Below are 26,830 nucleotides of genomic sequence, written 5' to 3'. Positions count from 1 at the left end.
ATGCGCACCTGGGAATACAAATAGGCGATTTATCGCACTTACATCCATTTTCATTTAGAAGGGGTGTACCGAATGTTCAAATTTAACGAGGAAAAGGGGCAACTCAAGTGCTCGTTTTGCGGAAAATCGCAAGAACAAGTCCGTAAATTAGTCGCCGGTCCTGGCGTATACATTTGTGACGAATGTATCGAACTTTGCAATGAAATCGTTGAGGAAGAGCTCGGTGTGGAGGAAGAAGTCGAATTTAAAGACATTCCAAAACCACAAGAGATTCGTAACATCCTAGACGATTATGTCATTGGTCAAGACCGCGCCAAACGTGCGCTTTCAGTAGCTGTCTATAACCACTATAAACGCATCAACGCCGGTGGCCGTTCTGATGATGTCGAACTTTCGAAGTCGAACATCGTCATGATTGGACCAACGGGTAGCGGTAAGACGCTTCTCGCTCAGACGATGGCTCGCGTCTTGAACGTCCCGTTCGCAATCGCGGACGCGACGAGCTTGACGGAAGCCGGTTACGTCGGGGAAGACGTCGAGAACATCTTGCTCAAGTTGATTCAATCGGCTGACTATGATGTCGAGAAGGCTGAAAAAGGGATTATCTACATCGATGAAATCGATAAGATTGCCCGTAAGTCGGAAAACCCATCGATCACGCGTGACGTATCGGGTGAAGGCGTTCAGCAGGCACTTCTTAAAATTTTGGAAGGTACGGTCGCAAGCGTGCCGCCGCAAGGTGGACGTAAGCATCCGCATCAAGAGTTCATCCAAATCGATACGACGAACATCTTGTTCATCGTCGGCGGCGCGTTCGCTGGCATCGAAGCGGTCGTCAAACGCCGCATCGGGAAGAAAGTCATCGGATTTGGGAACGACCAAGAAAACCGCGAGTTGACGCAAGAAGACTTGCTCGCCCGCGCGCTTCCGGAAGACCTTCAGAAGTTCGGATTGATTCCGGAATTCATCGGTCGTTTACCGGTCATGGCGACGCTCACGACGCTTGACGAAGAAGCACTCGTCGAGATCTTGACGAAGCCGAAGAACGCCCTCGTTCGTCAGTACGAGAAAATGCTCGAACTCGACGATGTCGAACTCTCGTTCACAGACGAGGCGTTGGTTGAAATCGCCAAACTTGCGATCAAACGTAAGACAGGCGCACGCGGTCTCCGCTCGATTATCGAAGAAATGATGCTCGATGTGATGTTCACTGTCCCATCGCGCGACGATATCGAGAAAGTCATCATCACGGATGAAACGATTACGGGTCTTGCCGGTCCGAAATACGTACTTCGCGATGGTACTGTCGAACAGACAGGCGACAATAAAGAGACAGCATAATTTTGAACGAAAGAGGCTCAAACACTCGGCACATCCGAGTTTTGGGCCTTTTTGCACAGGAGGCGTTGTAATGGAACAATTACCAATCCTTCCTTTGCGTGGAGTCGTGGTGTATCCGCTCATCGGAGTGACAATCGACGTTGGGCGTCCGCTCTCCCTACGAGCACTCCTTGCCGCAAAGGAACACGAGACAGATTTGATTGTTGTGACACAAAAAGAGACGGGGAAAGAATCACCTAAACCGGAAGACTTGTACGCGATCGGGACACGCGTCCATATCGCCAAGATGAGCGAGCTGTCGAACGAGACAGTCCGCGTCCGCTTAGTCGGGAAAGAACGCGTCAAGATCAACTCGATTGAAGAGACGAAGGAAGGCTGGTTCGCAGACGTCGAGCCACTTGAACTCGTCGAAGGGGAAGAAGTCGAGCGGACGGCACTCGTGCGCTTATTGAAAGAACAGTTCGGAAAACTCGTCGGGTCCATCAAAGGATTGTCACCGGACGAGCGTCGTCGTTTCGAGATGTATGAACGGCTCGAGTCGTTGACCGACTATATCGCTTCGAAGCTCGACGTCGACGTCGACATCCGCCAAGCGATGCTCGAAGAACCGGACGCCGTCAAACGCGGCTTAGAGCTGCTCGAGATTATGACGCACGAGGTCGAGATCATCGAGCTCGAGCAAGAGTTGCGCGAACGGACGAAGAAGACGATCGAACAGGCACAAAAAGAGTACTATTTGCGCGAACAGATGAAGACGATTCAGCAAGAGCTCGGCGACCAGTCGCAAGAGTCTGAACCGAACCGTCTCCGTGAGAAACTCGAGGCGCTCGATTTGCCTGAGACGACACGGAAGAACGTCATGCGCGAAGCCGAGCGGTTGAACGTCGTCCCGGCGACGTCACCCGAGTATGCCGTCATCCGCAACTATCTCGACTGGATCGCCTCGCTCCCGTGGGGCATCGAGACGGAAGATAAACTCGACGTCAAACATGCGGCCGATGTGTTAGATGACGACCACTACGGGCTCGAGTCGGTGAAAGACCGAATCCTCGAGTACTTGGCGGTCCGTCAATTGACGAACTCGCTCCGTGGACCGATTCTTTGTCTCGCCGGACCTCCAGGGGTCGGGAAGACGTCACTCGCCCGCTCGATCGCGTCGGCGCTCGAACGTCACTTCGTCCGTGTCTCGCTAGGCGGAGTGCGTGACGAGGCCGAGATTCGTGGGCACCGTCGCACATACATCGGTGCGATGCCAGGCCGCATCATCCGTGGTTTGAAACAGGCCGAGAGCAAGAACCCGGTGTTCTTGCTCGACGAGATCGACAAGATGGCGTCCGATTTCCGGGGTGACCCGGCGTCGGCCATGCTCGAAGTGCTCGACCCGGAACAGAACGTCTCGTTCTCGGACCACTATATCGAGGAACCGTTCGACTTATCGAACGTGCTCTTCATCGCGACGGCGAACGACGTCTCGCAAATTCCGGCGCCGCTCCTTGACCGGATGGAACTCATCCAAATCGGCGGCTACACGGAACTCGAGAAAGTCGAGATCGCCAAGCGTCACTTGGTACCGAAACAGTATAAAGAGCACGGCTTGAAGAAGAGCCAGCTCACGATTAAAGAGGACGCACTTTACGAAGTCGTTCGCCGTTACACGCGTGAGGCCGGTGTCCGGAACTTGGAACGCGTCATCGGTTCACTTTGCCGGAAAGCGGCGAAGCAAATCGCCATCGGCGAGAAGAAACGCGTCACCGTCTCATTGAAGAGCCTCGGCGACTACCTCGGGAAACCGAAGTACCGCTACGGCAAAGGGGAGACGGAAGACTCGATCGGTGCTGTCACCGGACTCGCCTACACGGCGTTCGGGGGCGACACGCTCACGATTGAAGTCGCACTCGCACCTGGTAAAGGCAAGCTCCAGTTGACGGGGAAACTCGGTGACGTCATGCAAGAGTCGGCGCAGACGGCGTATAGCTACGTCCGTTCAAACGCGGAACGGTTCGGGATTGACCCGACGTTCTACGAGCGCCAAGACGTGCATATCCACGTGCCGGAAGGTGCCGTCCCGAAAGACGGTCCGTCGGCGGGGATTACAATCGCGACGGCGCTCATCTCGGCGTTGACCGGCAAGAAAGTCCGCCGTGACATCGGGATGACCGGGGAAATCACGCTCCGCGGCCGCGTCCTGCCAATCGGTGGATTGAAAGAGAAAGCGCTCGCCGCACACCGAGCCGGCTTGACGACCATCGTCATTCCGAAAGACAATGAGCGTGACATCGATGACATTCAAGACACCGTCCGTGAGAAACTGACGTTCGTCCCGGTCACGACGCTCGATCAAGTATTAGAAGTAGCATTTGGAGGAAATTAAATAATGAAAATCACTAAAGCAGAATTTGTCACGAGTGCCGTCGCACCTGACCATTACCCGATTCATGAGTTACCGGAAGTCGCACTCGCCGGACGTTCGAACGTCGGGAAGTCATCGTTCATCAACAAGATTTGTCAGCGCAAAGCACTCGCACGGACGTCTTCGAAGCCAGGGAAGACGCAGACGCTGAACTTCTTCAACATCAACGATGAAATCATGTTCGTCGACGTGCCGGGCTATGGCTACGCGAAAGTCTCAAAGACGGAGCGGGAGAAGTGGGGCATCATGATGGAGCAATATTTGACGTCACAGAGCGCGCTTCGCGGCGTCGTCCTGTTGGTCGATATCCGTCATGAGCCGTCAAGTGACGACGTGACGATGTACAACTTCTTGAAGCATTACGAGATTCCGGTCATCGTCGTGGCGACGAAACTCGATAAAATCAAGAAGGCGCAACGTCAAAAACATGAGTCGGCCGTCAAACGCAAGCTTCAGTTTGAATCGACTGACCGGTTCGTCGCCTTCTCGGCTGAGACAGCCGAAGGGAAAGACGAGGCGTGGAAAGCGATTTACGATTTGTTGACACGCGAAGACGACTGAACGAGGCGAGGGGATTCCCTCGTCTTTTTTGTTTTCATGGTTACCGGAGCGGGTATTTATCGTATAATTGTCTACATATTGTTAGGACAAGAGAATATTGAACGAGGTGGAAGGATGCATATTATGTTTGGAAACAAATGGTACCGCGCATTATTTTGGACGTTGACGATTTTCTTGGTCATCTGGGTCGGGACACAGATCTCATTCGTGTTCGAACCGGTGAAGGTAATCTTGGCGCTCGTCACGGTACCGCTCATCATTGCTGGACTATTCTTTTATTTTCTCGTCGGCATCGTCGACTACTTGGAGAGACGTTCCGGGAAACGCGGCGTATCCGTCGCCATTACCTTGACGTCACTCCTGCTCATCATCACAATCGTCTTCAGCGTGCTCGGACCGCTTCTCGTCGAGCAAGTGACGTCACTCGTGAACGCCTTGCCGAGCATCGCGAAAGAGTTGCAGGTGCAAATCTTCGCCGTTCGGGACTCGCTCATGGAAAACGAGTTCTTGTCACGATTCGTCAATGAGAACGATGACATGTTCACCGACTTCACGAACAACGTCACGACGTATCTCGGAGACGTCTTCGGGAATGTCGCGTCATCGTTCGGTCGTCTTGTCGGCTTCATCACGTCGGCCGTCATCACAATCGTCGTCATTCCATTCATGCTTTTGTATATGTTACTTGACGGGAAACGTCTTCCGGACTCAATCGTGAAGTTGTTGCCGTCGAGCTATGAGCGTGAGACACGCAACATTTTGCATGACATGCATACGACGGTTAAAAACTACGTCCATGCCCAGTTGATCGTGGCGTTCTTCGTCGGAATCACGTCGCTCATCGGATTATGGATTATCGGACTCGACTATGCCATCCTACTCGCGCTCTTCATGATGGTGACGAACATCATCCCGTACGTCGGACCGTTCCTCGGTGCGGCACCGGCCGTTGTCGTCGCTTTCATCCAAGATCCGATTAAAGTGCTTTGGGTCATCGTCGTCATCATCATCGTCCAACAGATCGAATCGAACGTCATCTCGCCGCTCATCCAAGGCAAGTCACTCAAGGTGCACCCGCTGACGATCATCATCGTCTTGCTCGTCGCCGGGAACTTGGCCGGGATTATCGGGATGCTCATCGCGGTTCCGTTCTACGCGGTGGCGAAAGTCGTCGTTCAAAATATCGTCCGCATTTACAAGCTGAGGGAACGGAAACATTACCTCGAAGCGGAGGAAGAAGAAAAGACCCAAGAGAGTACAATCATCACCGATCCATCCTCTTTAAAATGAGGAATCAAGTAGAAATGGTCTCTATGTCCGTTTCTACTTTTTTTTGTCACAAAAAGTTCTTAAATTATTTCACAAAAATCGAACAGAAGATTATAGTTCCTAAATAAAAATTGTTATAATGTACGGTAGAGATGTGAAAAAGAAGAGACAACCGTCGGTGGATTTTGGATGAGGGGAAGAGGTACATGCATATTGTCGTCGTTGGACTAAATAACAAGACAGCCCCTGTCGCGATTCGGGAGCAGTTCTCGTTTGGGGAGCAAGAAATCGTGGATGCGATGATTGCACTTCGCGAAGAGAAAAGCATATTTGAATCGGTTATTTTGTCGACTTGTAACCGAACAGAGCTATATGTCGTCACAGACCAGCTCCATACGGGTCGTTATTATACAAAACGGTTTTTAGCGAACTGGTTTGATTTAGAGATGGACCAATTCACCCCTTATTTATCGATTCGTGAAGGAGAAGAGGCGATTCGCCACTTGTTCCGCGTCACGTCTGGACTCGATTCGATGATCATTGGGGAAACACAGATTTTAGGACAAGTGAAATCGAGCTTCTTCCGCGCCCAAGAGAACGGGACGACGGGAACGGTGTTCAACAAACTGTTCAAAGAAGCCGTGACGCTCGCCAAACGTGCCCATACTGACACGCAAATTGGGGAAATGTCGGTATCGGTCAGCGCGGCAGCAGTCACGCTCGCCCAGGAAATGTATTCGTCGCTCGATGATAAACAAGTCGTCGTCGTCGGTGCGGGTGAGACAGGCGAGTTGACGACGCTCAACTTGTTCGAGGCCGGTGCGAAACAGATTGCCGTCTTTAACCGGACCGAGAGCAAAGCGAAAGCGGTCGCTGACAAGTTCAAAGGCCGGGCCCACTCGATCCGTGAGATTGCTTGCGGCTTGCTTGACGCTGATATTTTAATTAGCTCGACCGGTGCGAAAGAAGCCGTCATCGCCTATGATGACGTCGCCGCAGCACAACTGCTCCGCCGGGAACGTCCACTGTTGTTAATCGACATTGCCGTGCCGCGAGATATCGATCCAGCGGTCCGGGCGCTTCCGGGCGTCCACTTGTTCGATGTGGATGACTTGAACGGCATCGTCAATAAAAACTTGGCGGCCCGTCTCATCGAAGCCGAAAAGATTGAAATCAAAATCGATGAGGCGATTCAAGAGTTCCAAACGTGGCTCATCACGCTTGGTGTCGTGCCGATCATGAATGAATTGCGCGCCCGTGCGCTCAACATTCAAGAAGAGACGATGGAAAGCCTCGAGCGCAAGCTCGATCATCTGTCGGACCGCGATAAAAAAGTCATCGGCAAGCATATGAAGTCAATCATCAACCAGATGCTTCGTGAACCGATTGATTACATCAAAGACGCCGCTGCGCAACCAGATGCGAACACACGCATCAATCAGTTCGTGGAGACGTTCGGTCTAGATGTCGACGTCCCTGACGCCGAACCGGAAACGGAAGAAGCCGAAGCGATGTCAGCGAAAGCACCACTTCGCGCCTTGATGCGCTAATACAAAACAAAAAAAGGCGGCGGATCTCGTCGCCTTTTTCTATGAAGGGGATAACCGATCATGCGTAAAATTATCGTCGGCTCACGCCGCTCACAACTTGCGATGACACAGACGAAATGGGTCATCGATCAATTGAAGAAAGCCGGGGCTCAAAACGAGTTCGAAATCAAAGAGATCGTGACGAAAGGGGACCAAATCGTCGACGTGCAACTCTCGAAAGTCGGCGGCAAAGGGTTGTTCGTCAAAGAGATTCAGCAACAGATGCTCGCCGGGGACATCGATTTCGCGGTCCACAGCATGAAAGACGTCCCGGCCGAGTTGCCGGAAGAGCTCTATATCAGCTGCATGCCGAAACGCGTCGACGCCCGTGATGTGCTCATCTGCGAGAACGGCTATACGCTCGAGACGCTCCCGGAAGGTGCCGTCATCGGGACGAGCTCACTGCGCCGCGGTGCCCAAATGCTCGCCGCTCGCCCGGACTTCGACATTCAATGGATTCGCGGGAACATCGACACGCGCCTCAAAAAACTCGAGACAGAAAACTTCAACGCCATCTTGCTCGCCAAAGCCGGGCTCGAGCGCATGGGTTGGACGGACCGCGTCGACTTCGAAGCGCTTGACGCCGACATGATGGTCCCAGCCGTCGGACAAGGTGTACTTGCCATCGAAAGCCGGAAGGACGACGCTGAAGTGACGGCAATTCTACAATTGCTCCATGACGACGTGACGGCGAAAGCTGCGACGGCCGAGCGGACGTTCCTCAAGGCGATTGAAGGCAGCTGCCACGTACCGGTCGGCGGTTATGCGACGGTTGATGGCGACGACGTGACACTCACAGGCCTCATCGCCTCGGTCGACGGCAAAGAAGTGCTCCGCGTGACGAAGACGTCGTCAGACGCGGTCGCACTCGGGAAAGACGTAGCAGACGACCTGCTCGGACGCGGCGGGCGCGAAATTCTCGCCTCGGTCAATGCGTGACGTCTGGTACACAGGGACAAAACGACTGACCGCTTCGCAGCGAGCCCGGCTCACCGCGAGCGGTCTTTCCGTTCATCACGTCCCGCTCATCGAGACGAGATTGACGCACAACCAGATGCCGATCAGCCGATTCGATTGGCTCGTCGTGACGAGCCAGACAGCGGTACCGGCGCTTTGTGACGTCCCACGTGACGTCAAAGTCGCGGCCGTCGGCGAGAAAACGAAACAAGCACTCGAGGCCGTTGGATTCACCGTCGCGCTCATGCCGGAGACGTTTACGGGCGAGGCGTTGTTCCATGACCTTGCAACTGTCGTAAAGTCAGACGAGGTCGTCTTGTTCGCCCGGGGCGACTTGGCGAACACGGCGCACATGACGCAACTCGAAAACGTCCACGACTGGGTCGTCTATGAGACGATTGGCCGTGAACTGACAGAGACGGAAGTCGAGGCGCTCGAAGGAATCGAAGCGCTCCTCGTGCTCAGCCCGTCCGCCGTCCGGGCGCTCACGCCATATCTCGACCATTTCCACGGGACGTGGTACGCCATCGGTGAAGTGACCGAGCGCGCCGTCCGGGAAGTGTCGACGTTACCGGTCCGAGTGCCTGAGTGTTATACTATGGATGCATTAATACAGTGTATAGGGGAGGATTTTTCATGAACCAGTTTGACCGTCATCGTCGTCTTCGTTCATCGAAGTCAATGCGTGCACTCGTACGTGAAAATCATGTTCGGAAAGAAGATTTGATTTACCCGCTCTTCATCATCGAAGGGACAGACATTAAACGCGAAGTCAGCTCGATGCCGGGCGTCTTCAACTTCTCGCTCGACCGTCTCGAGGACGAGATCAACGAGATCGTCGACCTCGGTATTCAATCGGTGCTCTTGTTCGGCGTACCTGAACATAAAGACCCGGAAGGTACGGAAGCGTATCATGACCACGGCATCGTCCAAGAAGCGATCCGTAAAGTGAAAGCGTGGGCACCACAGCTCACGGTCATCGCCGACACATGCCTGTGCGAATATACGTCGACAGGCCACTGTGGCATCGTGAAGAACGGTGACGTCGATAACGACGCGTCGCTACCACTTCACGTCCAGACGGCCATCACGCAAGCGCAAGCAGGCGCTGACATCATCGCGCCGAGCTCGATGATGGACGGCTTCGTCGCCGCGATCCGTGAAGGACTCGACCAAAACGGTTTCAACCATATCCCGATCATGAGTTACGGCGTCAAGTACGCATCGGCGTACTACGGACCGTTCCGTGACGCAGCGCAATCGGCACCTGGTGAAGGCGACCGCAAAGGCTATCAGATGGACCCGGCCAACCGCCGTGAAGCGTTCCGCGAATCACAATCGGACGTCGAGCAAGGCGCCGATTTCATGATCGTCAAACCGGCGCTCGCGTTCATGGACATCATCCGTGACATGCGCGACTCGCTCGATATGCCGATCGTGGCGTATAACGTGAGCGGAGAGTACGCCATGGTCAAAGCGGCTGCTTTGAACGACTGGGTCGATGAGCAACGCATCGTCATGGAGACGATGGTCGGCTTCAAACGGGCCGGTGCGGACCTCATCGTCACATATTTCGCAAAAGACGTCTGTCGCTATTTGGAAGGAGACTACGCATGACCTACAAACAAACACGCTCAGAAGCGGCGTTCGAACAAGCACGTCCGCTCATGCCGGGCGGGGTGAACAGCCCGGTCCGTGCCTATAAATCAGTCGGCATGACGCCAATCTTCGCTGAACGCGGTGAAGGCTCACGCGTCTACGATATCGATGGCAACGAATATATCGATTACGTCCTCTCATGGGGACCACTCATCCTCGGCCACCGCGACCCTGTCGTCACGAAGGCGATTCAAGAGCAAGCTGAGAAAGGCTGGACGTTCGGGACACCGACCGAGCTCGAAACGAAAATGGCCGAGCTCGTCATCGAGCGCGTCCCATCGATCGAGATGGTGCGCATGGTCAACTCGGGTACGGAAGCGACGATGGCGGCACTCCGCCTCGCACGCGGTTACACGGGCAAGACGAAAATCTTGAAGTTCGAAGGCTGCTACCACGGTCATGGCGACTCGCTCCTCATCAAGGCCGGTTCGGGCGTCGCGACGCTCGGTCTCCCGGACTCGCCGGGCGTACCGAAAGACTTGGCGAGCCAGACGCTCACGGTGCCATATAACGATTTGGATGCTCTCCGCATCGCCTTCGAGAAGTTCGGCGACGATATCGCTGGTGTCATCGTCGAACCGGCGGCCGGTAACATGGGCTTCGTGCCACCGCAACCTGGCTTCCTCGAAGGACTCCGCGAGATCACGGAACAATACGGCTCGCTCCTCATCTTTGACGAGGTCATGACCGGATTCCGGGTCGGCTATAACTGTGCCCAAGGCTACTTCGGCGTGACGCCGGACTTGACGTGCCTCGGGAAAGTCATCGGCGGCGGCCTTCCGGTCGGTGCCTATGGCGGGAAACGCGAGATTATGGAACAAATCGCGCCACAAGGACCGATTTACCAGGCAGGGACGCTCTCAGGGAACCCGCTCGCGATGATCGCCGGCTACACGACGTTATCGCAACTCAAGCCTGAGCACTACGCCGAGTTCGAACGCAAAGCGGACCGTCTCGCTGAAGGCTATACGAAAGCGGCCGAGAAGTATAACATCCCGCACGACACGAACCGGGCCGGCTCGATGTTCGGATTCTTCTTCACGAATGAGAAAGTGACGAACTTCGAGAAGGCGAAGACGGCGAACCTCGACTTGTTCCGCGCTTACTATCAGAAGATGGCGGCGCGCGGCGTGTTCTTGCCACCGTCACAGTTCGAAGGATTGTTCCTCTCGACCGTTCACACGGACGAAGATATCGACTTGACGCTCGCAGCGGTCGACGCGACGTTCAAAGAGCTGCAACAAGAGTTTTCATTGTAATCTTGACGGAAACAGCTTCTGTCGCTACAATTGTTTAACAGATACGAACAAAAGCTACGATGAGGAATAGTACGCAATCAACATCCTTTTTCAGAGACGCGGCCGCTTGGTGTGAGGCCGCGAGGGATGGTGCGGAAGTCGCCTCGGAGCTGACCTTTTGAACGAAGTAGGAGGGTCCGGTCCATCGACCGTTATTCGATTTTGAGGGCGCCACATGTGGCGAACTAAGGTGGTACCGCGGAAGATACGGCTTCTTTCGTCCTTAGCGTTAAGGACGAGAGTAGCCGTTTTTTTGTCCACATTATTAGAGGAGGTTGGGCATATGGCCAACGAGACAAACGAAATCACCATGCCGACGAAGTACGATCCAAGTGCGACGGAAGCGAAATGGTATGACTACTGGTTAGAGAACGACGTATTCAAAGCAGACGAGGACGATTCAAAACAGCCGTACACGATTGTCATCCCGCCACCGAACGTAACAGGGAAACTTCACCTCGGACACGCGTGGGACACGACGCTCCAAGACTTATTGACGCGCCTCAAGCGCATGCAAGGCTATGACGTCCTCTGGCTCCCAGGGATGGACCACGCCGGGATCGCGACACAAGCGAAAGTCGAACAGAAGCTCCGTGAGGACGGCATTATGCGCTATGACCTCGGACGCGAGAAGTTCCTCGAGAAGACGTGGGAATGGAAAGACGAGTACGCCGATACGATCCGTGCCCAATGGTCAAAACTTGGCCTCGGTCTCGACTACTCACGTGAGCGCTTCACGCTCGACGAAGGACTCTCGAAAGCGGTCCAGGAAGTGTTCGTCCGCCTCTATGAGAAAGGCTTGATTTACCGCGGCGAATATATCGTCAACTGGGACCCGGCGCAAAAGACGGCCGTTTCGGATATCGAAGTAATCTATCAAGAAGTAGAAGGCGCGTTCTATCACATGAAATACCCGCTCGCTGATGGCTCAGGCCACATCGAGATCGCGACGACGCGTCCGGAGACGATGCTCGGCGATACGGCCGTTGCCGTTAACCCGAAAGATGAGCGTTACGCGCACCTCGTCGGCAAGACGATCATGCTTCCGGTCATGAACCGCGAGATTCCGATCGTGGCTGACGACTACGTCGACATGGAGTTCGGTACAGGTTGCGTCAAGATCACACCGGCGCACGACCCGAACGACTTCGAGATCGGGAACCGCCACGAGCTCCCGCGCATCCTCGTCATGGACGAAGGCGGCAAGATGAACGAGAATGCTGGCAAGTACGAAGGGCTCGACCGTTTCGAATGCCGCAAGCAACTCGTCAAAGACCTAGAAGCAGACGGCACGCTCGTCAAGATTGAGCCACACACGCACTCGGTCGGTCACTCGGAACGTTCAGGCGCAGTCATCGAGCCTTATCTTTCGAAACAGTGGTTCGTCGACATGGAGCCGCTCGCGAAAGCAGCGCTCGAAGCGCAAGGACATGACGATACGAAAGTCAACTTCGTCCCAGAGCGGTTCGAAGGCACATACCTCCGTTGGATGGAGAACATCCGTGATTGGTGTATCAGCCGCCAACTCTGGTGGGGTCACCGCATCCCGGCTTGGTACCACAATGAGACAGGTGAGATTTATGTAGGTAAAGAAGCACCGGCGGACAGTGAGAACTGGCATCAAGATGAAGACGTGCTCGACACATGGTTCTCGTCAGCGCTTTGGCCGTTCTCGACGATGGGCTGGCCGGATACGGACTCGGCAGACTTCAAACGTTACTTCCCGACGAGCGCGCTCGTCACGGGTTACGACATCATCTTCTTCTGGGTATCTCGCATGATTTTCCAATCGCTCGAGTTCACTGGGAAGCAGCCGTTCAACGACGTGCTCATCCACGGTCTCATCCGCGACTCGGAAGGCCGCAAGATGTCGAAGTCGCTCGGTAACGGCGTCGACCCGATGGAAGTCATCGACCAATACGGCGCGGACTCGCTCCGCTGGTTCCTCCTTACGGGATCGACACCAGGGAACGACCTTCGTTTCTATTGGGAGAAAATCGAATCGACATGGAACTTCGCGAACAAGATTTGGAACGCGAGCCGTTTCGCCCTTATGAACATGGACGGCATGAAGTATGAGGAGATCGATTTGTCAGGTGAGAAGACGCTCGCTGACAAGTGGATTCTCACTCGCTTGAACGACACAATCGACCAAGTGACACGTCTCGTCGACAAGTATGAGTTCGGCGAAGCCGGCCGTTACTTGTACAACTTCATCTGGGAAGAGTTCTGTAACTGGTACATCGAGATGGCGAAACTCACGCTCTACGGTGAGGACGAGGCTGCGAAAGCGACGACGCGTTCAGTGCTCGCGTACACGCTCGACTCAATCATGCGTCTCATGCATCCGTTCATGCCGTTCCTCACAGAGGAAATCTGGCAGCACTTGCCGCACGAAGGCGACTCGATTGTCCGTGCGAGCTACCCGACACGCCGCGACGAGCTCCACTTCGCGGACTCGGTACCAGCGTTCGAAGCGGTCATGAACGTCATCCGTTCGGTCCGTAACATCCGTTCGGAAGTGAACGCCCCAATGTCGAAACCGATTCAGCTCTTCATCTCGACGTCGGATGAGGCGACACAAGATTACTTGAGCGCGAACGAAACGACAATCGGCAAGTTCACGAACGCGACCGAGCTCGAAATCGGACGTGGCTTGACGGCTCCTGATAAGTCGATGTCAGCCATCATGACGGGTGCGGAACTGTTCATCCCACTCGCTGACCTCATCAACTTTGAGGAAGAAATCGCCCGTCTTGAAAAAGAAGTGGCGAAGTACGAGAAGGAAGTCGAGCGCGTTCAGAAGAAACTCGGCAACCCAGGCTTCACTGGCAAGGCACCGGCTCACGTCATCGACGAAGAGAAGGCGAAAGAGAAAGACTACCTCGACAAACGTGACGCAGTCCGCGCCCGTTTGGAAGAGTTGCGTAAATAATGAATCAACCTTCTTTGGAGACTTGTTCTCCGAAGAAGGTTTTTTTGTCGTTTGGTGGAATTTAGGAGAGGAGACGATATAAAGGTGGTGTGACATGAGACGAATCGGAATGATGTTAAGTTTGGCAGTGATGGGACTGAGTGGGTGTGTGGCGGAACGAGCTGAACTGATCGAACCGACGGAATCAGGAGTGACAATTAATGAAAGTGCAGAAGAGACGTCTTCCAAGGATATTCCCGTAACGACGGACAAAGAAGTGTTCGGCTCGATGATTGAGGACGTGCCGAAAGGGACCGTTCGACTAGTCGATGCGGTCACGTCCCAATACACGCTTCAATATACAGATGGTACGTCCGAGCGACCAGCGAGAGACGGTGTAATCTATGAAACCGTCATCGATGATCTCGGGCTCATTGCCATTAAGTTACCAAACCGCGACGATTCGTTCGGCGTATTCAACTATTCACGGGACGAGGAGTGGGGGTTGCACGGGATTCAAAACTTTACGATTCCCGAGGCGGCCGAAAAAGTCCGACACGGGTTGGACTTGCCTGAAGAAGAGCTGTTTGTCGACAACTTCGAGATGAGTCAGCTCGAGCGGCCGGTGGAGATGTGGACGTTGTATGATGAGACGCAATGCATCACGATTTTAGTGACCGATGCTTTCAGTGTGGCTGACGGAGAATTGATTGAACGGCGTGACGTTTCGAATGAGCGGTATCGCTTGAATCAACCGGAAGGGAACGGCTTGTTTTACGTAGACCAGGGCAAGCTCATCGTCGTGACGGGCAATGTGTCGGAAGAGGTGTTGCTCGACCTTTCGGACTCGCTACCGGAGGCGTGGTCGGTGGATTTTCCAATTAAAGAATAAATTGAAGCAGGCGAAAGGATGAGTTCTAATTTGCCAGTGCACGAATTTGATTTATGGGAACGAACATTGAAAGCACCTACACGTAATCCAGATTATAATGGCTACACTGAGGTTGATGATGATTTTATCCAAGAGCTTATGGAAGCGTGCTCGATTATGCGGACCTATTTTCATTCGTATCATCGTCCTGATCTCGGGCTGGATTATTACGGAATTACCCTCATCCCAAACGAATCGTTATCGATGTTTTATGACATCGTCACGCAGTCACGTGTATTCCATCGTTCAGAAGAGTTGAGCGATTTGGCGAGTCTCATCATTCAAGCCGAACGCGAAGGCAAAGACTTGGTTCATTTTGGGATTTAACGGACTAAGAAAATAATTATACATTGCCATTCGTTACATAGACTCTCATTGAGAATGCGTGTTAGGAACGTAGGTCGAAACTTGGTTAAGTCGATGAAGGTATTTAAAGTGTACATATTTTTACAGGGAGGGATGGCCATGCCATACACGCACGAATTCGGTGTATTGGATTCAACAAATCGTCAATCATCATATGATACGTATACACCTGAACACTTCGATTGTGTCTCGGTGGATGGGGAGTGGGTGGATGAGTTTATCGAGGAGCTGAACGAGATGCGCACGTATTTCCACTCCTATGACCGTCCTGGATTCGGATTAGACGAATGCGGGATCACGCTCATTCCATATGAGTCACTGGCGCTGTTCTATCAAGTCGTCAAAGCGATGATGTACACGCATGAGTCGGAACAACTGAATCGACTTATTTCCAAAATCACACAAGCCCAAGTAGACAAGAAGGACATGATTCATTTCGGACTATGAGTCTATAGAAAAGAACAACCCCGAGCATCGTCATCGATGTTCGGGGTTTCGTTTGCGTTCGATGTAGATTATGCCAAATACAGTGGCGGCAAACAAAACATGCAAGAGGAGCGGTTGAGGATAACCAATGCGGAATAGGTGCATGGCATAGACGACATAAAGGATGCTTCCGAATCCTACCAAGACGGAATAAAGAACCTTCATACGTCTTCTTCCTCCGGTTCTGTCCAAAACGGAAGACGACCGGTTGTCACGAAATACGAGGACGTGAGCAGGACGCCGATTGCGAGTCCAGTTACTTGCGGCTGAATCGGCTGACCCGTAAATGACAGATAAAAACTGTAGACGAGATAGGACGTGGATAAGACGATGATTGCCATGAGCAAGATAGTCATCTTCATTTCGATTCATTCCATTCAAGGTTATTCAAATGTCTCATCAAGGTGGAAAAGGAAACAGCAAAGAAAAAGGCAGGCATTAGCCAGGCCCAGTCATCTATGAATGGTCCTTGCAATAGCTCGATTGACATCAAGCAGGCAAACCCTAACGCAATGAGTGAAGTGAGTAGAAGCATGTTGAACCTCCTAAAAGTGATGTTATCCACTTTACGCTCGAAAATGAAAAAGGTTCCAAAAAAACCATCCTGCCGAAGCAGAATGGTTCACGTGCCACAAAACGTCTGATACGGATACGTCCGTGGTGGTCCTGGTGAGACATAGCGTCCATAGTCGGCTTCATAATCGTAAGGCTTCCGCAATACGTCGAGCAGTACTTGCGTCGGACCGAAGTCGCCGCGCTCGGCTGCTGTGAGGGCGGCCTCGACGTGATGGTTGCGAGGAATGACGGCCGGGTTATGCTGACGCATGAGCCGGATGACGTCCTCATCCGGGAGACCTTGCTCTCCGAGGCGTTTTTGCCAAGCGGACAGCCACGCCTTTCCATCATCTTGCTTAGCAAAGGCAAGCGAATTTGTGTCGCCGAGTGTGAGCGCGCGGAACGTGTTCGTGAAGTCAGCCTCAGACTCCATCATGAGTCGGAGCAACTCGTCCGTCAGTTCATCGTCGCCATCTTTTCGGACGTAGAGCCCGATTTTATGGGCAAGTCCGGTGAAGTATGCCTCTTTGTACGTTTCCGTGTAGTCGTTCAACAATTTGTTTGCGATATCGACGGCGGCTTCTTGCGTGTCAGCGAGGAGCGGCAACAGCGTCTCGGCGAGGCGGGCCAAGTTCCACGACCCGATATACGGCTGATTCGCATAGGCGTAGCGTCCCTCGCGGTCGATGGAACTGAAGACGGTGTTCGGGTGATACGTATCCATGAATGCACACGGGCCATAATCGATCCCTTCACCGCTGATGAACGTGTTGTCCGTGTTCATGACGCCGTGGATGAATCCGACGAGTTGCCAATCCGCAATGAGCTTCGCTTGGCGGGTGATGACGCGGCCGAGGAACTGTTCATAGCGATTCGGCTGTCCTTCAAGATCAGGGTCGTGGCGCTGAATCGCATAGTCGGCGAGAGCGATGACGTCATCAATCGAGCCGGCCGCAGCGGCGTATTGGAACGTACCGACACGTAAATGGCTTGCCGCGACGCGCGTCAAGATGGCACCATGCTTCGGTCCTTGGCGCATGATCGGCTCACCGGTCGTGACGACGGCGAGCACCCGGTTCGTCGGGATGCCGAGGGCGTGCATCGCCTCACTGATGAGGAACTCGCGCACCATCGGTCCAACGGCGGCCCGTCCATCGCCTCCACGCGAATACTCGGTCGGACCTGAGCCTTTCAATTGAACATCGAAACGCTTTCCGTTCGGGGCGATATGTTCCCCGAGCACGAGTGCTCGTCCGTCACCGAGCATTGTGAAATGGCCGAACTGGTGGCCGGCATACGCTTGCGAGAACGACGTATCCGTCTGGCGATTACCGGCAAAGAGTGCGACGTCTTGACGTGCTTCGGAGTCGAGTCCGAGTGTCTCGGCGAGAGCTTCGTTCCAAAGGACGAGCTCGGGCTTATCGACCGGATGGACCGGTCCTCGGTCGTAAAAAATATCACGGAGATCGAGGTAGGTCGCCTCGAAGTTCCAATTGGTTGTCATGGTGATTCCCCCTTCTTCGCCTCGAGTATAGCACAGCCAATTCCTTGCGTAGCGCTTCGCGAATTTTGGTAAGATGAGGGGGAAGTGTGAAAACAGGAGTGATGGAAGATGGAGACGAGACTAGACGTATTGGAATGGCTGAACGGGCAGCTGCGGTTCGGGATTAAGCCGGGATTGAAACGAATCGAGTGGATGCTGAACGCGCTACAAATCAAGGAGTTACCGTCGATTCACGTGGCGGGGACGAACGGGAAAGGGTCGACGGTCGCCTTCTTGCGGGCCATGGCGATGAAACAGGGCTTGAACGTCGGGACGTTCATCTCGCCATACATCATCCAGTTCGAGGAGCGAATCATGTTGAACGGGGAACCGATTCGAGAAGAGGACCTCGTCCGCATCGCCAATAGAGTCCGTGACTGTGCGAGCTCGTCACCAGAGACGTTGACGGAGTTCGAGTTGCTGACGGTCATGGCGTGGCTCTATTTCCATGAGCAACAGCCTGACCTCGTCATTTGGGAAGTCGGGCTCGGAGGACGTCTCGACTCGACGAACGTGTTACAGAAGCCGCTCGCGACCATCGTGACGTCGATTGGACATGATCATCAAGGGATTCTCGGCGACACGCTCGAAGAGATTGCCCTCGAGAAGTTCGGTATCATGAAGTCGGGTGTGCCGATGTTCCATAGCTTGACGGAGAAGCGGTTGATTGAGTTGCTCGAACAACAAGGTGAGACGATGGACGCGCCGATTCACGACGTCACGCCGCTCGTCTCATCCGTAGAGGATGGGGCCGACACGGTCGTCACGTATGATGGGATGCCTCCGGTGACAATCGGATTGACCGGACACCATCAAGCGTATAACGGAGCGTGTGCTGTCGCCGTCGCGCGACATCTTGGGTGGAAGAAAGAAGCGATTCGAGCGGGACTCGAGTCAGCGCAACATCCGGGACGCTATGAGCTCATCTCGAGACAGCCACGTATCGTGCTCGACGGGGCACATAACGCGGAAGGCGTCGCCGCACTCGTCGAACAACTGAAACTCGAGCGTGACGTGACTGTCCTCGCGGCCATTCTCGCTGATAAGGACCGCGAGGCGATGGTCGCGTCGCTCCAGACGGTGGCGGACGTCTATGAGACGACGTTCGATTTCCCGCGTACTCGAACGAAAGACAGTCTGATTGCCGACGGGGCCCGTTACGCGGACTGGCAGGAGTGGTTGGCTGCGTGGTTCGAAGCACCGAAATCTGAGACGCTCGTCGTGACCGGGTCGCTCTACTTTATCAGTGAAGTCAGAACCTATTTCCAAAGTTTGAAAAAAACCGCTTGTGAACAGGAAGAAAAAGGGGTATGAATTAACTGAAGAAGTGTGATGACAAACCGACTGGAGGCACAACGATGAAGAGGCAGCTAAGATCCAAGTACGGGTTCCTCATAGTAATAGGGATGGTCTTATTGTTGTTCGCGTATACATCAACGTTTGCGAATAACGGGAACGGAAGAGGAAATGGGAACAATAACGGCAATAATGGTAACGGTAATGGAAACAAACAGGGCATTGTTTTTCAAATGGATATTAAAGATGAGACAATTCGAACAGTTACACCAGAAGCTGTGCTCATAGGAGACAGTTTTGATTTGACATATGACTTGTCATTGAATAACATTCTTGATTTTACAAACGGTCCGAACATCAATTCTTACAAGTATGTAGAATGGGCTGTGACAATTGAAGAGACAATTCCAGAAGGATTATCTGCAGTCGTAACTCCTTCAACAGCTCACAATTTAAATTTTGATCCTAAAACACGTCTCTTAACGGGAACAATCAATGTACTCTGTGGAAAGAAAAACTCCGGACTTGAATCTTGTAATGATTATAAGAATGCAGCATTCTCTGACCTCATCACCGTCAAATTGATTGCAGAAAAACCGGGTAGTTATACGTTCGAAAACGGACGGTATGCCTATTCGTTGGAAGCTGACCATTCTGGGAATGGGAGCGGTGCGCAAAAACATAATCGTTCGTTCACTGATGCTGGGAGTGGCTTCACAAAAACGACGGTGACGGTAGAAGAACTGAAAATCAACGTTCCAAGTGAAACGACGATTTATTTGGGGAATTCAAAAACGGTAGAAGCTAACTTAGCGACTGTGAAAGCGGCGATTCCACCAAATGCGAAACTCACATGGGAAATTGATAAGTCCAGTTTCGTAAATCAAACGAATTCAACGAATCAAAGCGTTACGTTAAAAGCGTTGGATGCCGGTGAGGCGACTGTGAAAGCCGTTTATGAATACGCGAACGGTCAAAAAGTTAAATCAAATGATATGAAGGTTGTCGTAAAACTACCGGATTTATCATTAACTACAAATGATCAAGAACTTTGGGTGTACAAAAATGAAGCAGGAACATTGGTTAAGCAACAGACTTTATTGACATTGGAACAATTGGTGGAAGATAAACAAGCTCTTGCCAATCCGCTTGCTGTAAAATGGAACGCTGATTCGTCCGCCTTGAAAATTCTCTCAAGTCAAAACACGTCTGCTACCGTACAAGCCGAGCATGGGAGTACGAGCAACGTTTCGGTCGTTGCGAAATTAAAGGATTATATCGGACAGACGATGCCTGTCTTGATTAACGTGAAAGAGTATCCACAAAAAGTCTCGACACCGAACGTCATTCTCTACATGACAGACAGCCCATATAGCTATCCGGTCAAATTCTGGCCGGAGACGGCAAACGTGACGGGTTACGGTTTGACTGTCCTCGAAGGAACGGATGTCATGACCGCAAAAGATGGCGTATTGACACTCTTGAAGCCGGGTATCGCGAAAATCGGTCTGGTCACAGAGGACGTCAGTGCATCATTTAAAGCAGGAGAAGGTCCGAAAATCATCAGCCAAACGTTCTACGTCCGCGTCAAAGCAGGTACGGATCCGAACCCAGGAACCGAAGATCCGTCTGGCGATTTCTATTAATCTCAATCATAGAAAAGAGGCTACTCGTGAGAGCAGCCTCTTTTTCATTTCTTCAATTGTTGACCGACGAACAGTTGGAGCTGGTTTGTGACCGGGAGCGTGTCGATTTGGCGGAATACACCCTCATTATATTCCATGACGAGACGTGAATCGTCGACGTCTGGAGAGGCAATCACATTCCCAGGAGCGAAATAAGCTTGTTTATTCGCCTGTTGCGGTAATGATTTAAACGAACCGCGGAATGTGTTTACTTCGAGCGGCCCTTTACTATACAGACCGCCTTTCATGTTGACAATGGAGCCGACAGAATAGAGTCGAGTCGGTTCAGTCGAAGCGCTGTACATAAATGCTTGGAGCGTCGAAGAACTGTCCTGGAATTCATTGATTCGATTCAATAAAATTTTTCCTTCGGCGAGCAGGACGAGTGAACTGTCATTCGCACCAGAAGCGACCGGCAATAAATCCGCGCGATCAATGAACGCGTCTCCTAATGTATAAACGGTCGTATTGAACGCGACTTTCCCACGAATCGTCAAATCCCCATTAATGATTAGTGGGCGGCTAATGGTGATGGTGTCTAATGCGTCGATGGTGACATCTCCGTTTAAGAGAAGCGGGACGGTGCTGTTCGTAATCGACTTGGTGATGACCATCGGACCTGTCACACCTACTGGAAGATTGACGAGTTGTAACGTTTGGACCGAATTGAGCTGGCTGGAATCGATAAACTCGGTCGGCCGTTCACGTGGCGTTGTCTCTCCATCGACGACGTAAGTTTGCTTGAGAAAGGGTGAAATCGTCGATGTCGGGATTAACGTTGATTGAAACAGCGTTTGCTTCGGTGAATTGGTATAAGGCAATTTACCGGCAGTGGCACGGTGTCGGTTCGCGAACTGGATGACCGAGTAATTCAAGTTAAAGCGAGAAAAGGTACTCTCAACCGGACCAATCTCAGGTTCATAGTTCACACCAGGCGTGGTCGAATTCGTGAAATAGTTCGGCGTCTCGCAGCCGTCGCACGTCGCCCCGTTTCCGAGGTCAATGCGGCCATCGAGATAAAACCGGCTCGAGGCGCTATTGTTCAGCGTGTTGATTTGGTCTTTCAGTTGGTACTTCGCGTCGCGTTCGAGTGCGAGCTTTGTCCCCGCAAACAAGTTCCCTTCAATCTTCGGTGGACCATTGACCGTCAACGTGTCGTCCGACCCGAGCACGTAATAGAGGAATGACGGCAGCGCCGTCACATACACTTCTTGGCTATACGAGCTCGTTTGCATCGGCTGTTCCGGCTTCGCTTTCGTCGTCCCGGTCGCGGTCAACGTGAGCACCGTCGTGAACGGGGCGTTCGCCTGGTCCGCTGTCGAGCGGGTGATTGAGTAGCGGATATCGTTATCGCCCGATTGGCGCGTCCCTGCATACAACGTATCCTGTTTAAGTACAGTCTCGACTTTCGCCTGGAACAATTGCTCGTTCTCCATATACGGTTGGACGACATTCGCATCGTGGAGCGGGAACGTCGCTCGGAGGTCGGCGACGAGCACATCGAGCACGCCTTTGACGTCGGTATCGAGTTGCGTCTCATCGACACGGAGATTCGTCTGCTTGTTCGTGGCCAAGTTGACTTGAATCGCTGCCAGCGAGAGGACGGCGAGTGCCGCCATCGTCACGAGGACGAGGATGAGGACGTAGCCTCGTTCATCTTGTTTCATTTGACTCCCTCTTTTCATAACGGGATGGTGCTCGTGAATGTTTTAACGAGCGTCGTATCTTCACGAGAGGCGAGTGTCACTTGAATTTCAATCAATCCAGAAGTGATATATGCCTCACGTCCGCGCCTTGGATCGGTCACTTCGTCGCGGAGGTCGATGTCGACGGACTGAACGATGACGTCAGGATTGTTCGTCACAAAGCTCGACGGGTCGAGCTCGAGAACGGCGTCCTCTATATAATCGCCTTGACGATACAGGATCCCTTCCGTCGAGATGCGTGGGGTATGGAGACGGTGGAACGAATATGTATCCCCGTTGACGGTCAAGGCGTCGAACTCGGTCCGGTTGATGTCTTGGAGGACACTCGTGATCAAATAGTCGGCCTCGCTTCGAAGCGAGCTCGTATCGTTCGTCAGACGGAAACCGAGCGAGCCGGACAAGAAGACGGTGATCATGATGCCGGCGAAGATGGCAGAGATGATGAGTGAGAGCAACAACTCGACGAGCGTGACGCCGTCCTCACGGTCACGGAAGCTCCGGAACGTCCGTCTCAGGGAATTTATCTTGAAGCGTCGCATTCGTCACCACTCCTTTCAACGTAATCGGTTGGAGCAACGTCTCCGAGGCGACGGTAATCTCGACGTTGACGAGGTCAGCGGCCGGCTCATTGCCCGGAGAGAGGATGGTCACATCGAAGGCGCGCCCGTTGATCGTGACGTCACATAAATCGCAGACGTTGGCCGGTGTCTGTTGGAGCGCCGCGATATCGATCGGGTCCCGTGTCTCGGCTGCCCGGCGCTTCAATGTATTGAGCGTGTTTTGGGCGACTTGGTTCGCCACGGTCCGGTCAAGATCCGAGGAGGTGATTCGCAAGCTTTGGGAGAAGATATTCATGAGCGATAATGCCAGGATCGAGACGACGACGATCGAGACGAGTACTTCGACGAGCGTGAAACCTTGTTCGGAACGGTTCAACGCATTGACCTCCTTTTCAAAATTCATTTAAAGATAGGAAAAAAGAGACTTTTAACCTGAAATAATTGTTATTTTCTGTACAATGCATATTATACTAAAGTTACAGTGGGAACGGATAGTAATTCAAAAGTCTCATTTGACTTGAAATAGAGGGGGAAATGGAATGAAGCGATATGGGATGCATTTGTTCATCCTGGCGGGACTTGTCCTGCTCGTGTCATTGCCGACGATCGGGCTCGTGAACTATCTCGACGCCTCGGCGAAGACGAGTGCTACATATAAAGAGACGACCGTGGCCGGCATCGATGTGTCGGGGATGACGAAGGAAGAGGCGGTCGTCCGGCTCGATAACGCCATCAAAGACTTCAACAACACGCCGTTCACGGTGACGCTCGTTGATGGGACGGCCCTCGAAGTCGGCAAGGACGTCGTCTCATTCAACGTCGATGCGACGCTCAAGACGGCTTCTGAACCGGGTACATATCCGCTCGTCACGACGGTCGACGAAGAGCGGTTGACGCCTTACTTAGAGAATCAACCGGTGACGCTATCGATGGTGACACCACCGCTCGTCGAAGCGGCATCGAACTTGAACTCAGATGTGGTCCTCGAGATGACGGCGACGGAGAGCGAAGTCGTCGCCTCGATCACCGTCAGTCCGACACCAGCGATGCGCTCGGCACTCGAACGGATGAACGGCTTCGAGATGGAAGCCGGGGACATCTTCAGCTTGAAAGCGTTCGGGGAAGATTTTGACGCGCTCAGCACGCTCGGGTCATCGATGTATCAGTTGTTTGCGGCGACACCGTTCCAAATCCTTGAACGTGTGCAACATGAGACGCTCCCGACCGGCATCGAGCTCGGTTATGACGTCAAAATCGACGAACGCTCGAACTTTGCTGTCCAGAACACGGAACAGACACCGTACGCGCTCATCGTACTCGAAGAAGGGAACGCGATGACGGTCCAATTGCTCGGTAAAGTATTCGTTGGAGCGTACGAGTCGCGCGTCGAAGACGTGACGAGCGTCCCGTACCAAAACATCGTCCGCTTCTCGCCATCGCTTACAGCTGGTAGTTCGTCTGTGACCCAGTCCGGACAGACCGGTGAGTCAGGCAAGCTATACCGTGTCCGCATCACGGATACGGGCGAGTCGCTTGAACTGCTCGGATTCGATTTTTACGAGCCGATTCCGGAGATTGTGACGAAAAGTTCCGTCCCGCTCCCACCTCCAGAGCCTGTCGAACCGGTCATCCCAACTTTCCCAGATGAAACACTGGAAGATGACCCGTTCGATGACGATGTAGAAGATGACGGATTGAATCAGTTTGAAGAACAGCCACCGGTTCATGACACAGATCCGGTACCAAGTGAGGGGGCAGTCGGATGATCGGATATTTAATTTTGATCGCCTTTTGGGTACTCGCCACATTGACCGTGTTCGCCTTGTCGATTCCGTACATTCGGAAACGCGAGACGAAAGGGGTCATCGTATTGCTCGTCGCCGTGCTATCGCTCGGCGTCTATAGCCTGTACGTCGAAGGGCTCGAGCGGACGTGGTGGGCGTGGGTCCTCCTCGCCCTCGGTTTGGCCGGCGGTGCGGCACTCAGTGCGTTCATCGAACAGCGAGACGTCGCACAGGAGGTACCACAGAGGATGGTGAAGTAAGTTGAGAAGAATGAAAAAACGGCTCGGCGAGATGCTCGTCGAGGCGGGTATCATCACGCAAGGCCAGCTCGACGAAGCGCTCGCACAAAAGCGGACTGGGGAAAAGCTCGGGGACGCGCTCATGCGATTAAACTATTTGACCGAGACGCAATTGATTCAAGTGTTGCACGAACAGTTGAACGTGCCGGTCATTTCATTATATTCAGAAGATATCAACGTGACCGTGACGAAACTCGTCCCGAAAGTCATCGCCCAAAAACATGACATCATGCCGATTTCGCTACAAGGGAACACCCTGTTCATCGCGACGGCGGACCCGCTTGATTTGATCGCCATCGATGACGTCCGGCTTCAGACCGGGATGAACATCGAGGTCGGGATTGCTACGCGCGAACAGATTCGCAAGACGATTGGCCGCTATTACGAGATGGACGCGTCACTCATCGAGATTTTAAAAGAAGAAGCGCCGGAACTCGATCGCGAAGAGACGGCGTCGCGAGATGACGCACCGGTCATCCGTCTCGTCAATCAGCTCTTCTTGAGCGCCATCGACCAACGAGCCTCAGATATCCACTTCGACCCGCACGAGAAACAGTTGCACGTGCGTCTTCGAGTCGACGGTGATTTACGAACCGAAGCCATCTATCCGAAAAAGATTCAAAGTGTCATGTTGACGCGCCTCAAGGTCATGAGTAACCTAGACATCACCGAGAGCCGCTTGCCGCAGGACGGACGCATCAAATATACGCTTCGGGGCCGCCCTTACGACTTCCGCGTCTCGACGCTCCCGACGATGTATGGCGAGAAAATCGTCATCCGGGTGCTCGATTCATCGGAAGGGTTGACCGATTTGACGAAACTCGACTTCGGCGACGAGAACGAGGTGGTGTACCGCGACATGCTGAAACGGCCGAACGGGATTATCCTCATCACTGGGCCGACCGGTTCAGGGAAGTCGTCGACGCTCTATGCGTCGCTGCGCGAATTGAACGATGAATCGAAGAACATCATCACGGTCGAGGACCCGGTCGAGTATCAGCTCGACGGCATCAACCAAGTCCAAGTCAACGCCAAGGTCGGCTTGACGTTCGCGTCGGGTCTCCGTTCGATTTTGCGACAAGACCCGAACATCGTCATGGTCGGGGAAATCCGTGACACCGAGACTGCCGAGATTGCCATCCGGGCATCATTGACCGGTCACTTGGTGTTATCGACGTTACATACGAATTCGGCCATCAGCTCGATCACTCGCTTGATCGACATGGGGGTCGAACCGTTCCTTGTCGCCGCCTCGACGTCCGGACTTGTCGCCCAGCGGCTCGTCCGTCGCGTCTGTCGGGACTGTGGCCACGAACAGCCCGTCTCGAAACGGGAACAGGAACTGTTTGCGGCTGAAGGCGTCCCTGTCGAACGAATCATGCGCGGCAACGGATGCGCGTCATGTAACTTCACGGGGTACCGCGGCCGGCTCGCCATCCATGAGGTCGTGCCGATTGACGAAGGATTGCGCCGATTGATTATGAACCAAGCGACGGAGGCCGAGATGGTCGCCTATGCGAAAGCACAAGGCGTCCGCTTCCTCCTCGCCGATGGACTCGAGAAAGTCGCACTCGGGCTGACGAACACCGAAGAGATATTGAGAACAGTGATAACGGAGTGA

24 protein-coding genes and 1 other annotated feature are annotated in these 26,830 nt (G+C 53.2%); of the genes, 18 read left to right on the top strand and 6 right to left on the bottom strand.

Annotated elements, in window-relative coordinates; all coding sequences use genetic code 11:
* Positions 1-72: 72 nt before the first annotated feature.
* From clpX to KNP68_RS05365, 13 genes are all read left to right on the top strand, one after another.
* A complete protein-coding gene (gene clpX / locus KNP68_RS05425) occupies positions 73-1,341 on the top strand; it encodes an ATP-dependent protease ATP-binding subunit ClpX (protein ID WP_021066845.1) in 1,269 nt (422 codons plus the stop codon).
* Positions 1,342-1,411: 70 nt separating this feature from the next.
* Positions 1,412-3,712 (top strand): endopeptidase La, encoded by a 2,301-nt coding sequence (gene lon / locus KNP68_RS05420; protein WP_131471077.1) that lies wholly within the window; start codon positions 1,412-1,414, stop codon positions 3,710-3,712.
* Positions 3,713-3,715: 3 nt separating this feature from the next.
* Positions 3,716-4,312: a ribosome biogenesis GTP-binding protein YihA/YsxC gene (gene yihA, locus KNP68_RS05415; RefSeq protein WP_131471078.1), complete on the top strand. Its 597-nt coding sequence runs from the start codon at positions 3,716-3,718 to the stop codon at positions 4,310-4,312.
* Positions 4,313-4,435: 123 nt separating this feature from the next.
* Positions 4,436-5,602, top strand: coding sequence for an AI-2E family transporter (locus KNP68_RS05410; RefSeq protein ID WP_131471167.1), 1,167 nt, complete (start codon positions 4,436-4,438; stop codon positions 5,600-5,602).
* A gap of 185 nt (positions 5,603-5,787) precedes the next feature.
* Entirely contained in the window at positions 5,788-7,131 is a 1,344-nt protein-coding gene (gene hemA / locus KNP68_RS05405; RefSeq protein ID WP_021066849.1) for a glutamyl-tRNA reductase, read from the top strand.
* Between the two features lie 60 nt (positions 7,132-7,191).
* Positions 7,192-8,109, top strand: a complete 918-nt coding sequence (gene hemC / locus KNP68_RS05400; RefSeq protein WP_029595855.1) for a hydroxymethylbilane synthase — start codon at positions 7,192-7,194, stop codon at positions 8,107-8,109.
* Positions 8,102-8,767: a uroporphyrinogen-III synthase gene (locus tag KNP68_RS05395; RefSeq protein WP_029595854.1), complete on the top strand. Its 666-nt coding sequence runs from the start codon at positions 8,102-8,104 to the stop codon at positions 8,765-8,767. Before hemC ends, KNP68_RS05395 begins: the two co-directional genes overlap by 8 nt.
* Positions 8,764-9,744, top strand: coding sequence for a porphobilinogen synthase (hemB, locus tag KNP68_RS05390; protein ID WP_021066852.1), 981 nt, complete (start codon positions 8,764-8,766; stop codon positions 9,742-9,744). The genes KNP68_RS05395 and hemB overlap by 4 nt, the downstream gene beginning before the upstream one ends.
* On the top strand, positions 9,741-11,045 hold the full coding sequence (gene hemL, locus KNP68_RS05385; protein WP_058763202.1) for a glutamate-1-semialdehyde 2,1-aminomutase: 1,305 nt from the start codon (positions 9,741-9,743) through the stop codon (positions 11,043-11,045). The genes hemB and hemL overlap by 4 nt, the downstream gene beginning before the upstream one ends.
* A gap of 47 nt (positions 11,046-11,092) precedes the next feature.
* Positions 11,093-11,312 (top strand) — a binding site (T-box leader).
* Positions 11,313-11,367: 55 nt separating this feature from the next.
* Entirely contained in the window at positions 11,368-14,019 is a 2,652-nt protein-coding gene (locus KNP68_RS05380; protein WP_029595851.1) for a valine--tRNA ligase, read from the top strand.
* A 94-nt stretch (positions 14,020-14,113) separates the two neighbouring features.
* Positions 14,114-14,890 carry a hypothetical protein gene (locus KNP68_RS05375; RefSeq protein ID WP_131471079.1) on the top strand — a complete coding sequence of 259 codons (777 nt, stop codon included), beginning with the start codon at positions 14,114-14,116 and terminating at the stop codon, positions 14,888-14,890.
* 18 nt (positions 14,891-14,908) lie between these two features.
* On the top strand, positions 14,909-15,256 hold the full coding sequence (locus KNP68_RS05370; protein ID WP_029595849.1) for a hypothetical protein: 348 nt from the start codon (positions 14,909-14,911) through the stop codon (positions 15,254-15,256).
* 138 nt (positions 15,257-15,394) lie between these two features.
* Positions 15,395-15,742, top strand: coding sequence for a hypothetical protein (locus KNP68_RS05365; protein ID WP_029595848.1), 348 nt, complete (start codon positions 15,395-15,397; stop codon positions 15,740-15,742).
* Positions 15,743-15,942: 200 nt separating this feature from the next.
* Here the strand turns inward: KNP68_RS05365 and KNP68_RS05360 are convergent, their stop codons facing one another.
* The 3 genes from KNP68_RS05360 to KNP68_RS05350 all read right to left on the bottom strand — a co-directional run bounded on the left by KNP68_RS05360 (position 15,943) and on the right by KNP68_RS05350 (position 17,840).
* Positions 15,943-16,143 (bottom strand): hypothetical protein, encoded by a 201-nt coding sequence (locus KNP68_RS05360; protein WP_029595847.1) that lies wholly within the window; start codon positions 16,141-16,143, stop codon positions 15,943-15,945.
* Entirely contained in the window at positions 16,140-16,316 is a 177-nt protein-coding gene (locus KNP68_RS05355; protein ID WP_158001045.1) for a hypothetical protein, read from the bottom strand. The genes KNP68_RS05360 and KNP68_RS05355 overlap by 4 nt, the downstream gene beginning before the upstream one ends.
* 87 nt (positions 16,317-16,403) lie before the next feature.
* Positions 16,404-17,840, bottom strand: coding sequence for a protein adenylyltransferase SelO (locus tag KNP68_RS05350; protein WP_131471080.1), 1,437 nt, complete (start codon positions 17,838-17,840; stop codon positions 16,404-16,406).
* A gap of 108 nt (positions 17,841-17,948) precedes the next feature.
* Between KNP68_RS05350 and KNP68_RS05345 the strand changes: the two genes are divergently transcribed.
* Both KNP68_RS05345 and KNP68_RS05340 read left to right on the top strand, forming a co-directional pair.
* Positions 17,949-19,193 (top strand): bifunctional folylpolyglutamate synthase/dihydrofolate synthase, encoded by a 1,245-nt coding sequence (locus KNP68_RS05345; RefSeq protein ID WP_131471081.1) that lies wholly within the window; start codon positions 17,949-17,951, stop codon positions 19,191-19,193.
* A 44-nt stretch (positions 19,194-19,237) separates the two neighbouring features.
* Complete coding sequence (locus KNP68_RS05340; protein WP_131471082.1) at positions 19,238-20,821, top strand: hypothetical protein; 1,584 nt, start codon at positions 19,238-19,240, stop codon at positions 20,819-20,821.
* A gap of 44 nt (positions 20,822-20,865) precedes the next feature.
* On the opposite strand, the gene KNP68_RS05335 is transcribed toward KNP68_RS05340, so the two are convergent.
* From KNP68_RS05335 to KNP68_RS05325, 3 genes are read right to left on the bottom strand one after another with little or no spacing between them, the layout of a single operon-like run.
* Complete coding sequence (locus tag KNP68_RS05335; protein ID WP_131471083.1) at positions 20,866-22,527, bottom strand: hypothetical protein; 1,662 nt, start codon at positions 22,525-22,527, stop codon at positions 20,866-20,868.
* A 14-nt stretch (positions 22,528-22,541) separates the two neighbouring features.
* Positions 22,542-23,105 (bottom strand): PilW family protein, encoded by a 564-nt coding sequence (locus KNP68_RS05330; protein WP_131471084.1) that lies wholly within the window; start codon positions 23,103-23,105, stop codon positions 22,542-22,544.
* A complete protein-coding gene (locus KNP68_RS05325) occupies positions 23,053-23,502 on the bottom strand; it encodes a prepilin-type N-terminal cleavage/methylation domain-containing protein (RefSeq protein WP_131471085.1) in 450 nt (149 codons plus the stop codon). Before KNP68_RS05325 ends, KNP68_RS05330 begins: the two co-directional genes overlap by 53 nt.
* Positions 23,503-23,665: 163 nt before the next feature.
* On the opposite strand from KNP68_RS05325, the gene KNP68_RS05320 reads away from it, so the two are divergent.
* Genes KNP68_RS05320 through KNP68_RS05310 form a run of 3 tightly spaced genes read left to right on the top strand, consistent with a single transcriptional unit; the run spans position 23,666 to position 26,830 of the window.
* Positions 23,666-24,892: a G5 domain-containing protein gene (locus KNP68_RS05320; RefSeq protein ID WP_131471086.1), complete on the top strand. Its 1,227-nt coding sequence runs from the start codon at positions 23,666-23,668 to the stop codon at positions 24,890-24,892.
* A complete protein-coding gene (locus KNP68_RS05315) occupies positions 24,889-25,170 on the top strand; it encodes a hypothetical protein (protein WP_021066864.1) in 282 nt (93 codons plus the stop codon). Before KNP68_RS05320 ends, KNP68_RS05315 begins: the two co-directional genes overlap by 4 nt.
* 10 nt (positions 25,171-25,180) lie before the next feature.
* On the top strand, positions 25,181-26,830 hold the full coding sequence (locus tag KNP68_RS05310; RefSeq protein WP_242678896.1) for a GspE/PulE family protein: 1,650 nt from the start codon (positions 25,181-25,183) through the stop codon (positions 26,828-26,830).

Origin of the sequence: Exiguobacterium sp. s50, assembly GCF_018618175.1 — a bacterium.
Lineage (GTDB): Bacteria > Bacillota > Bacilli > Exiguobacteriales > Exiguobacteriaceae > Exiguobacterium > Exiguobacterium chiriqhucha.
The sequence above is the reverse complement of the archived record's forward strand: the minus strand, read 5'-3'. Positions and strand labels throughout refer to the sequence as shown.

What these genes read in the sequence shown, in the direction of transcription:
- KNP68_RS05345 (WP_131471081.1), top strand. Translation starts at nt 17,949, where the DNA reads ATGGAGACGAGACTAGACGTATTGGAATGGCTGAACGGGCAGCTGCGG.
- KNP68_RS05340 (WP_131471082.1), top strand. Translation starts at nt 19,238, where the DNA reads ATGAAGAGGCAGCTAAGATCCAAGTACGGGTTCCTCATAGTAATAGGG.
- KNP68_RS05375 (WP_131471079.1), top strand. Translation starts at nt 14,114, where the DNA reads ATGAGACGAATCGGAATGATGTTAAGTTTGGCAGTGATGGGACTGAGT.
- KNP68_RS05320 (WP_131471086.1), top strand. Translation starts at nt 23,666, where the DNA reads ATGAAGCGATATGGGATGCATTTGTTCATCCTGGCGGGACTTGTCCTG.
- lon (WP_131471077.1), top strand. Translation starts at nt 1,412, where the DNA reads ATGGAACAATTACCAATCCTTCCTTTGCGTGGAGTCGTGGTGTATCCG.
- hemC (WP_029595855.1), top strand. Translation starts at nt 7,192, where the DNA reads ATGCGTAAAATTATCGTCGGCTCACGCCGCTCACAACTTGCGATGACA.
- KNP68_RS05380 (WP_029595851.1), top strand. Translation starts at nt 11,368, where the DNA reads ATGGCCAACGAGACAAACGAAATCACCATGCCGACGAAGTACGATCCA.
- KNP68_RS05360 (WP_029595847.1), bottom strand. Translation starts at nt 16,143, where the DNA reads ATGAAGATGACTATCTTGCTCATGGCAATCATCGTCTTATCCACGTCC.
- yihA (WP_131471078.1), top strand. Translation starts at nt 3,716, where the DNA reads ATGAAAATCACTAAAGCAGAATTTGTCACGAGTGCCGTCGCACCTGAC.
- KNP68_RS05410 (WP_131471167.1), top strand. Translation starts at nt 4,436, where the DNA reads ATGTTTGGAAACAAATGGTACCGCGCATTATTTTGGACGTTGACGATT.
- hemB (WP_021066852.1), top strand. Translation starts at nt 8,764, where the DNA reads ATGAACCAGTTTGACCGTCATCGTCGTCTTCGTTCATCGAAGTCAATG.
- KNP68_RS05370 (WP_029595849.1), top strand. Translation starts at nt 14,909, where the DNA reads ATGAGTTCTAATTTGCCAGTGCACGAATTTGATTTATGGGAACGAACA.
- hemA (WP_021066849.1), top strand. Translation starts at nt 5,788, where the DNA reads ATGCATATTGTCGTCGTTGGACTAAATAACAAGACAGCCCCTGTCGCG.
- KNP68_RS05395 (WP_029595854.1), top strand. Translation starts at nt 8,102, where the DNA reads ATGCGTGACGTCTGGTACACAGGGACAAAACGACTGACCGCTTCGCAG.
- KNP68_RS05355 (WP_158001045.1), bottom strand. Translation starts at nt 16,316, where the DNA reads ATGCTTCTACTCACTTCACTCATTGCGTTAGGGTTTGCCTGCTTGATG.
- KNP68_RS05365 (WP_029595848.1), top strand. Translation starts at nt 15,395, where the DNA reads ATGCCATACACGCACGAATTCGGTGTATTGGATTCAACAAATCGTCAA.
- KNP68_RS05310 (WP_242678896.1), top strand. Translation starts at nt 25,181, where the DNA reads ATGAAAAAACGGCTCGGCGAGATGCTCGTCGAGGCGGGTATCATCACG.
- clpX (WP_021066845.1), top strand. Translation starts at nt 73, where the DNA reads ATGTTCAAATTTAACGAGGAAAAGGGGCAACTCAAGTGCTCGTTTTGC.
- KNP68_RS05330 (WP_131471084.1), bottom strand. Translation starts at nt 23,105, where the DNA reads ATGCGACGCTTCAAGATAAATTCCCTGAGACGGACGTTCCGGAGCTTC.
- KNP68_RS05350 (WP_131471080.1), bottom strand. Translation starts at nt 17,840, where the DNA reads ATGACAACCAATTGGAACTTCGAGGCGACCTACCTCGATCTCCGTGAT.
- KNP68_RS05335 (WP_131471083.1), bottom strand. Translation starts at nt 22,527, where the DNA reads ATGAAACAAGATGAACGAGGCTACGTCCTCATCCTCGTCCTCGTGACG.
- hemL (WP_058763202.1), top strand. Translation starts at nt 9,741, where the DNA reads ATGACCTACAAACAAACACGCTCAGAAGCGGCGTTCGAACAAGCACGT.
- KNP68_RS05315 (WP_021066864.1), top strand. Translation starts at nt 24,889, where the DNA reads ATGATCGGATATTTAATTTTGATCGCCTTTTGGGTACTCGCCACATTG.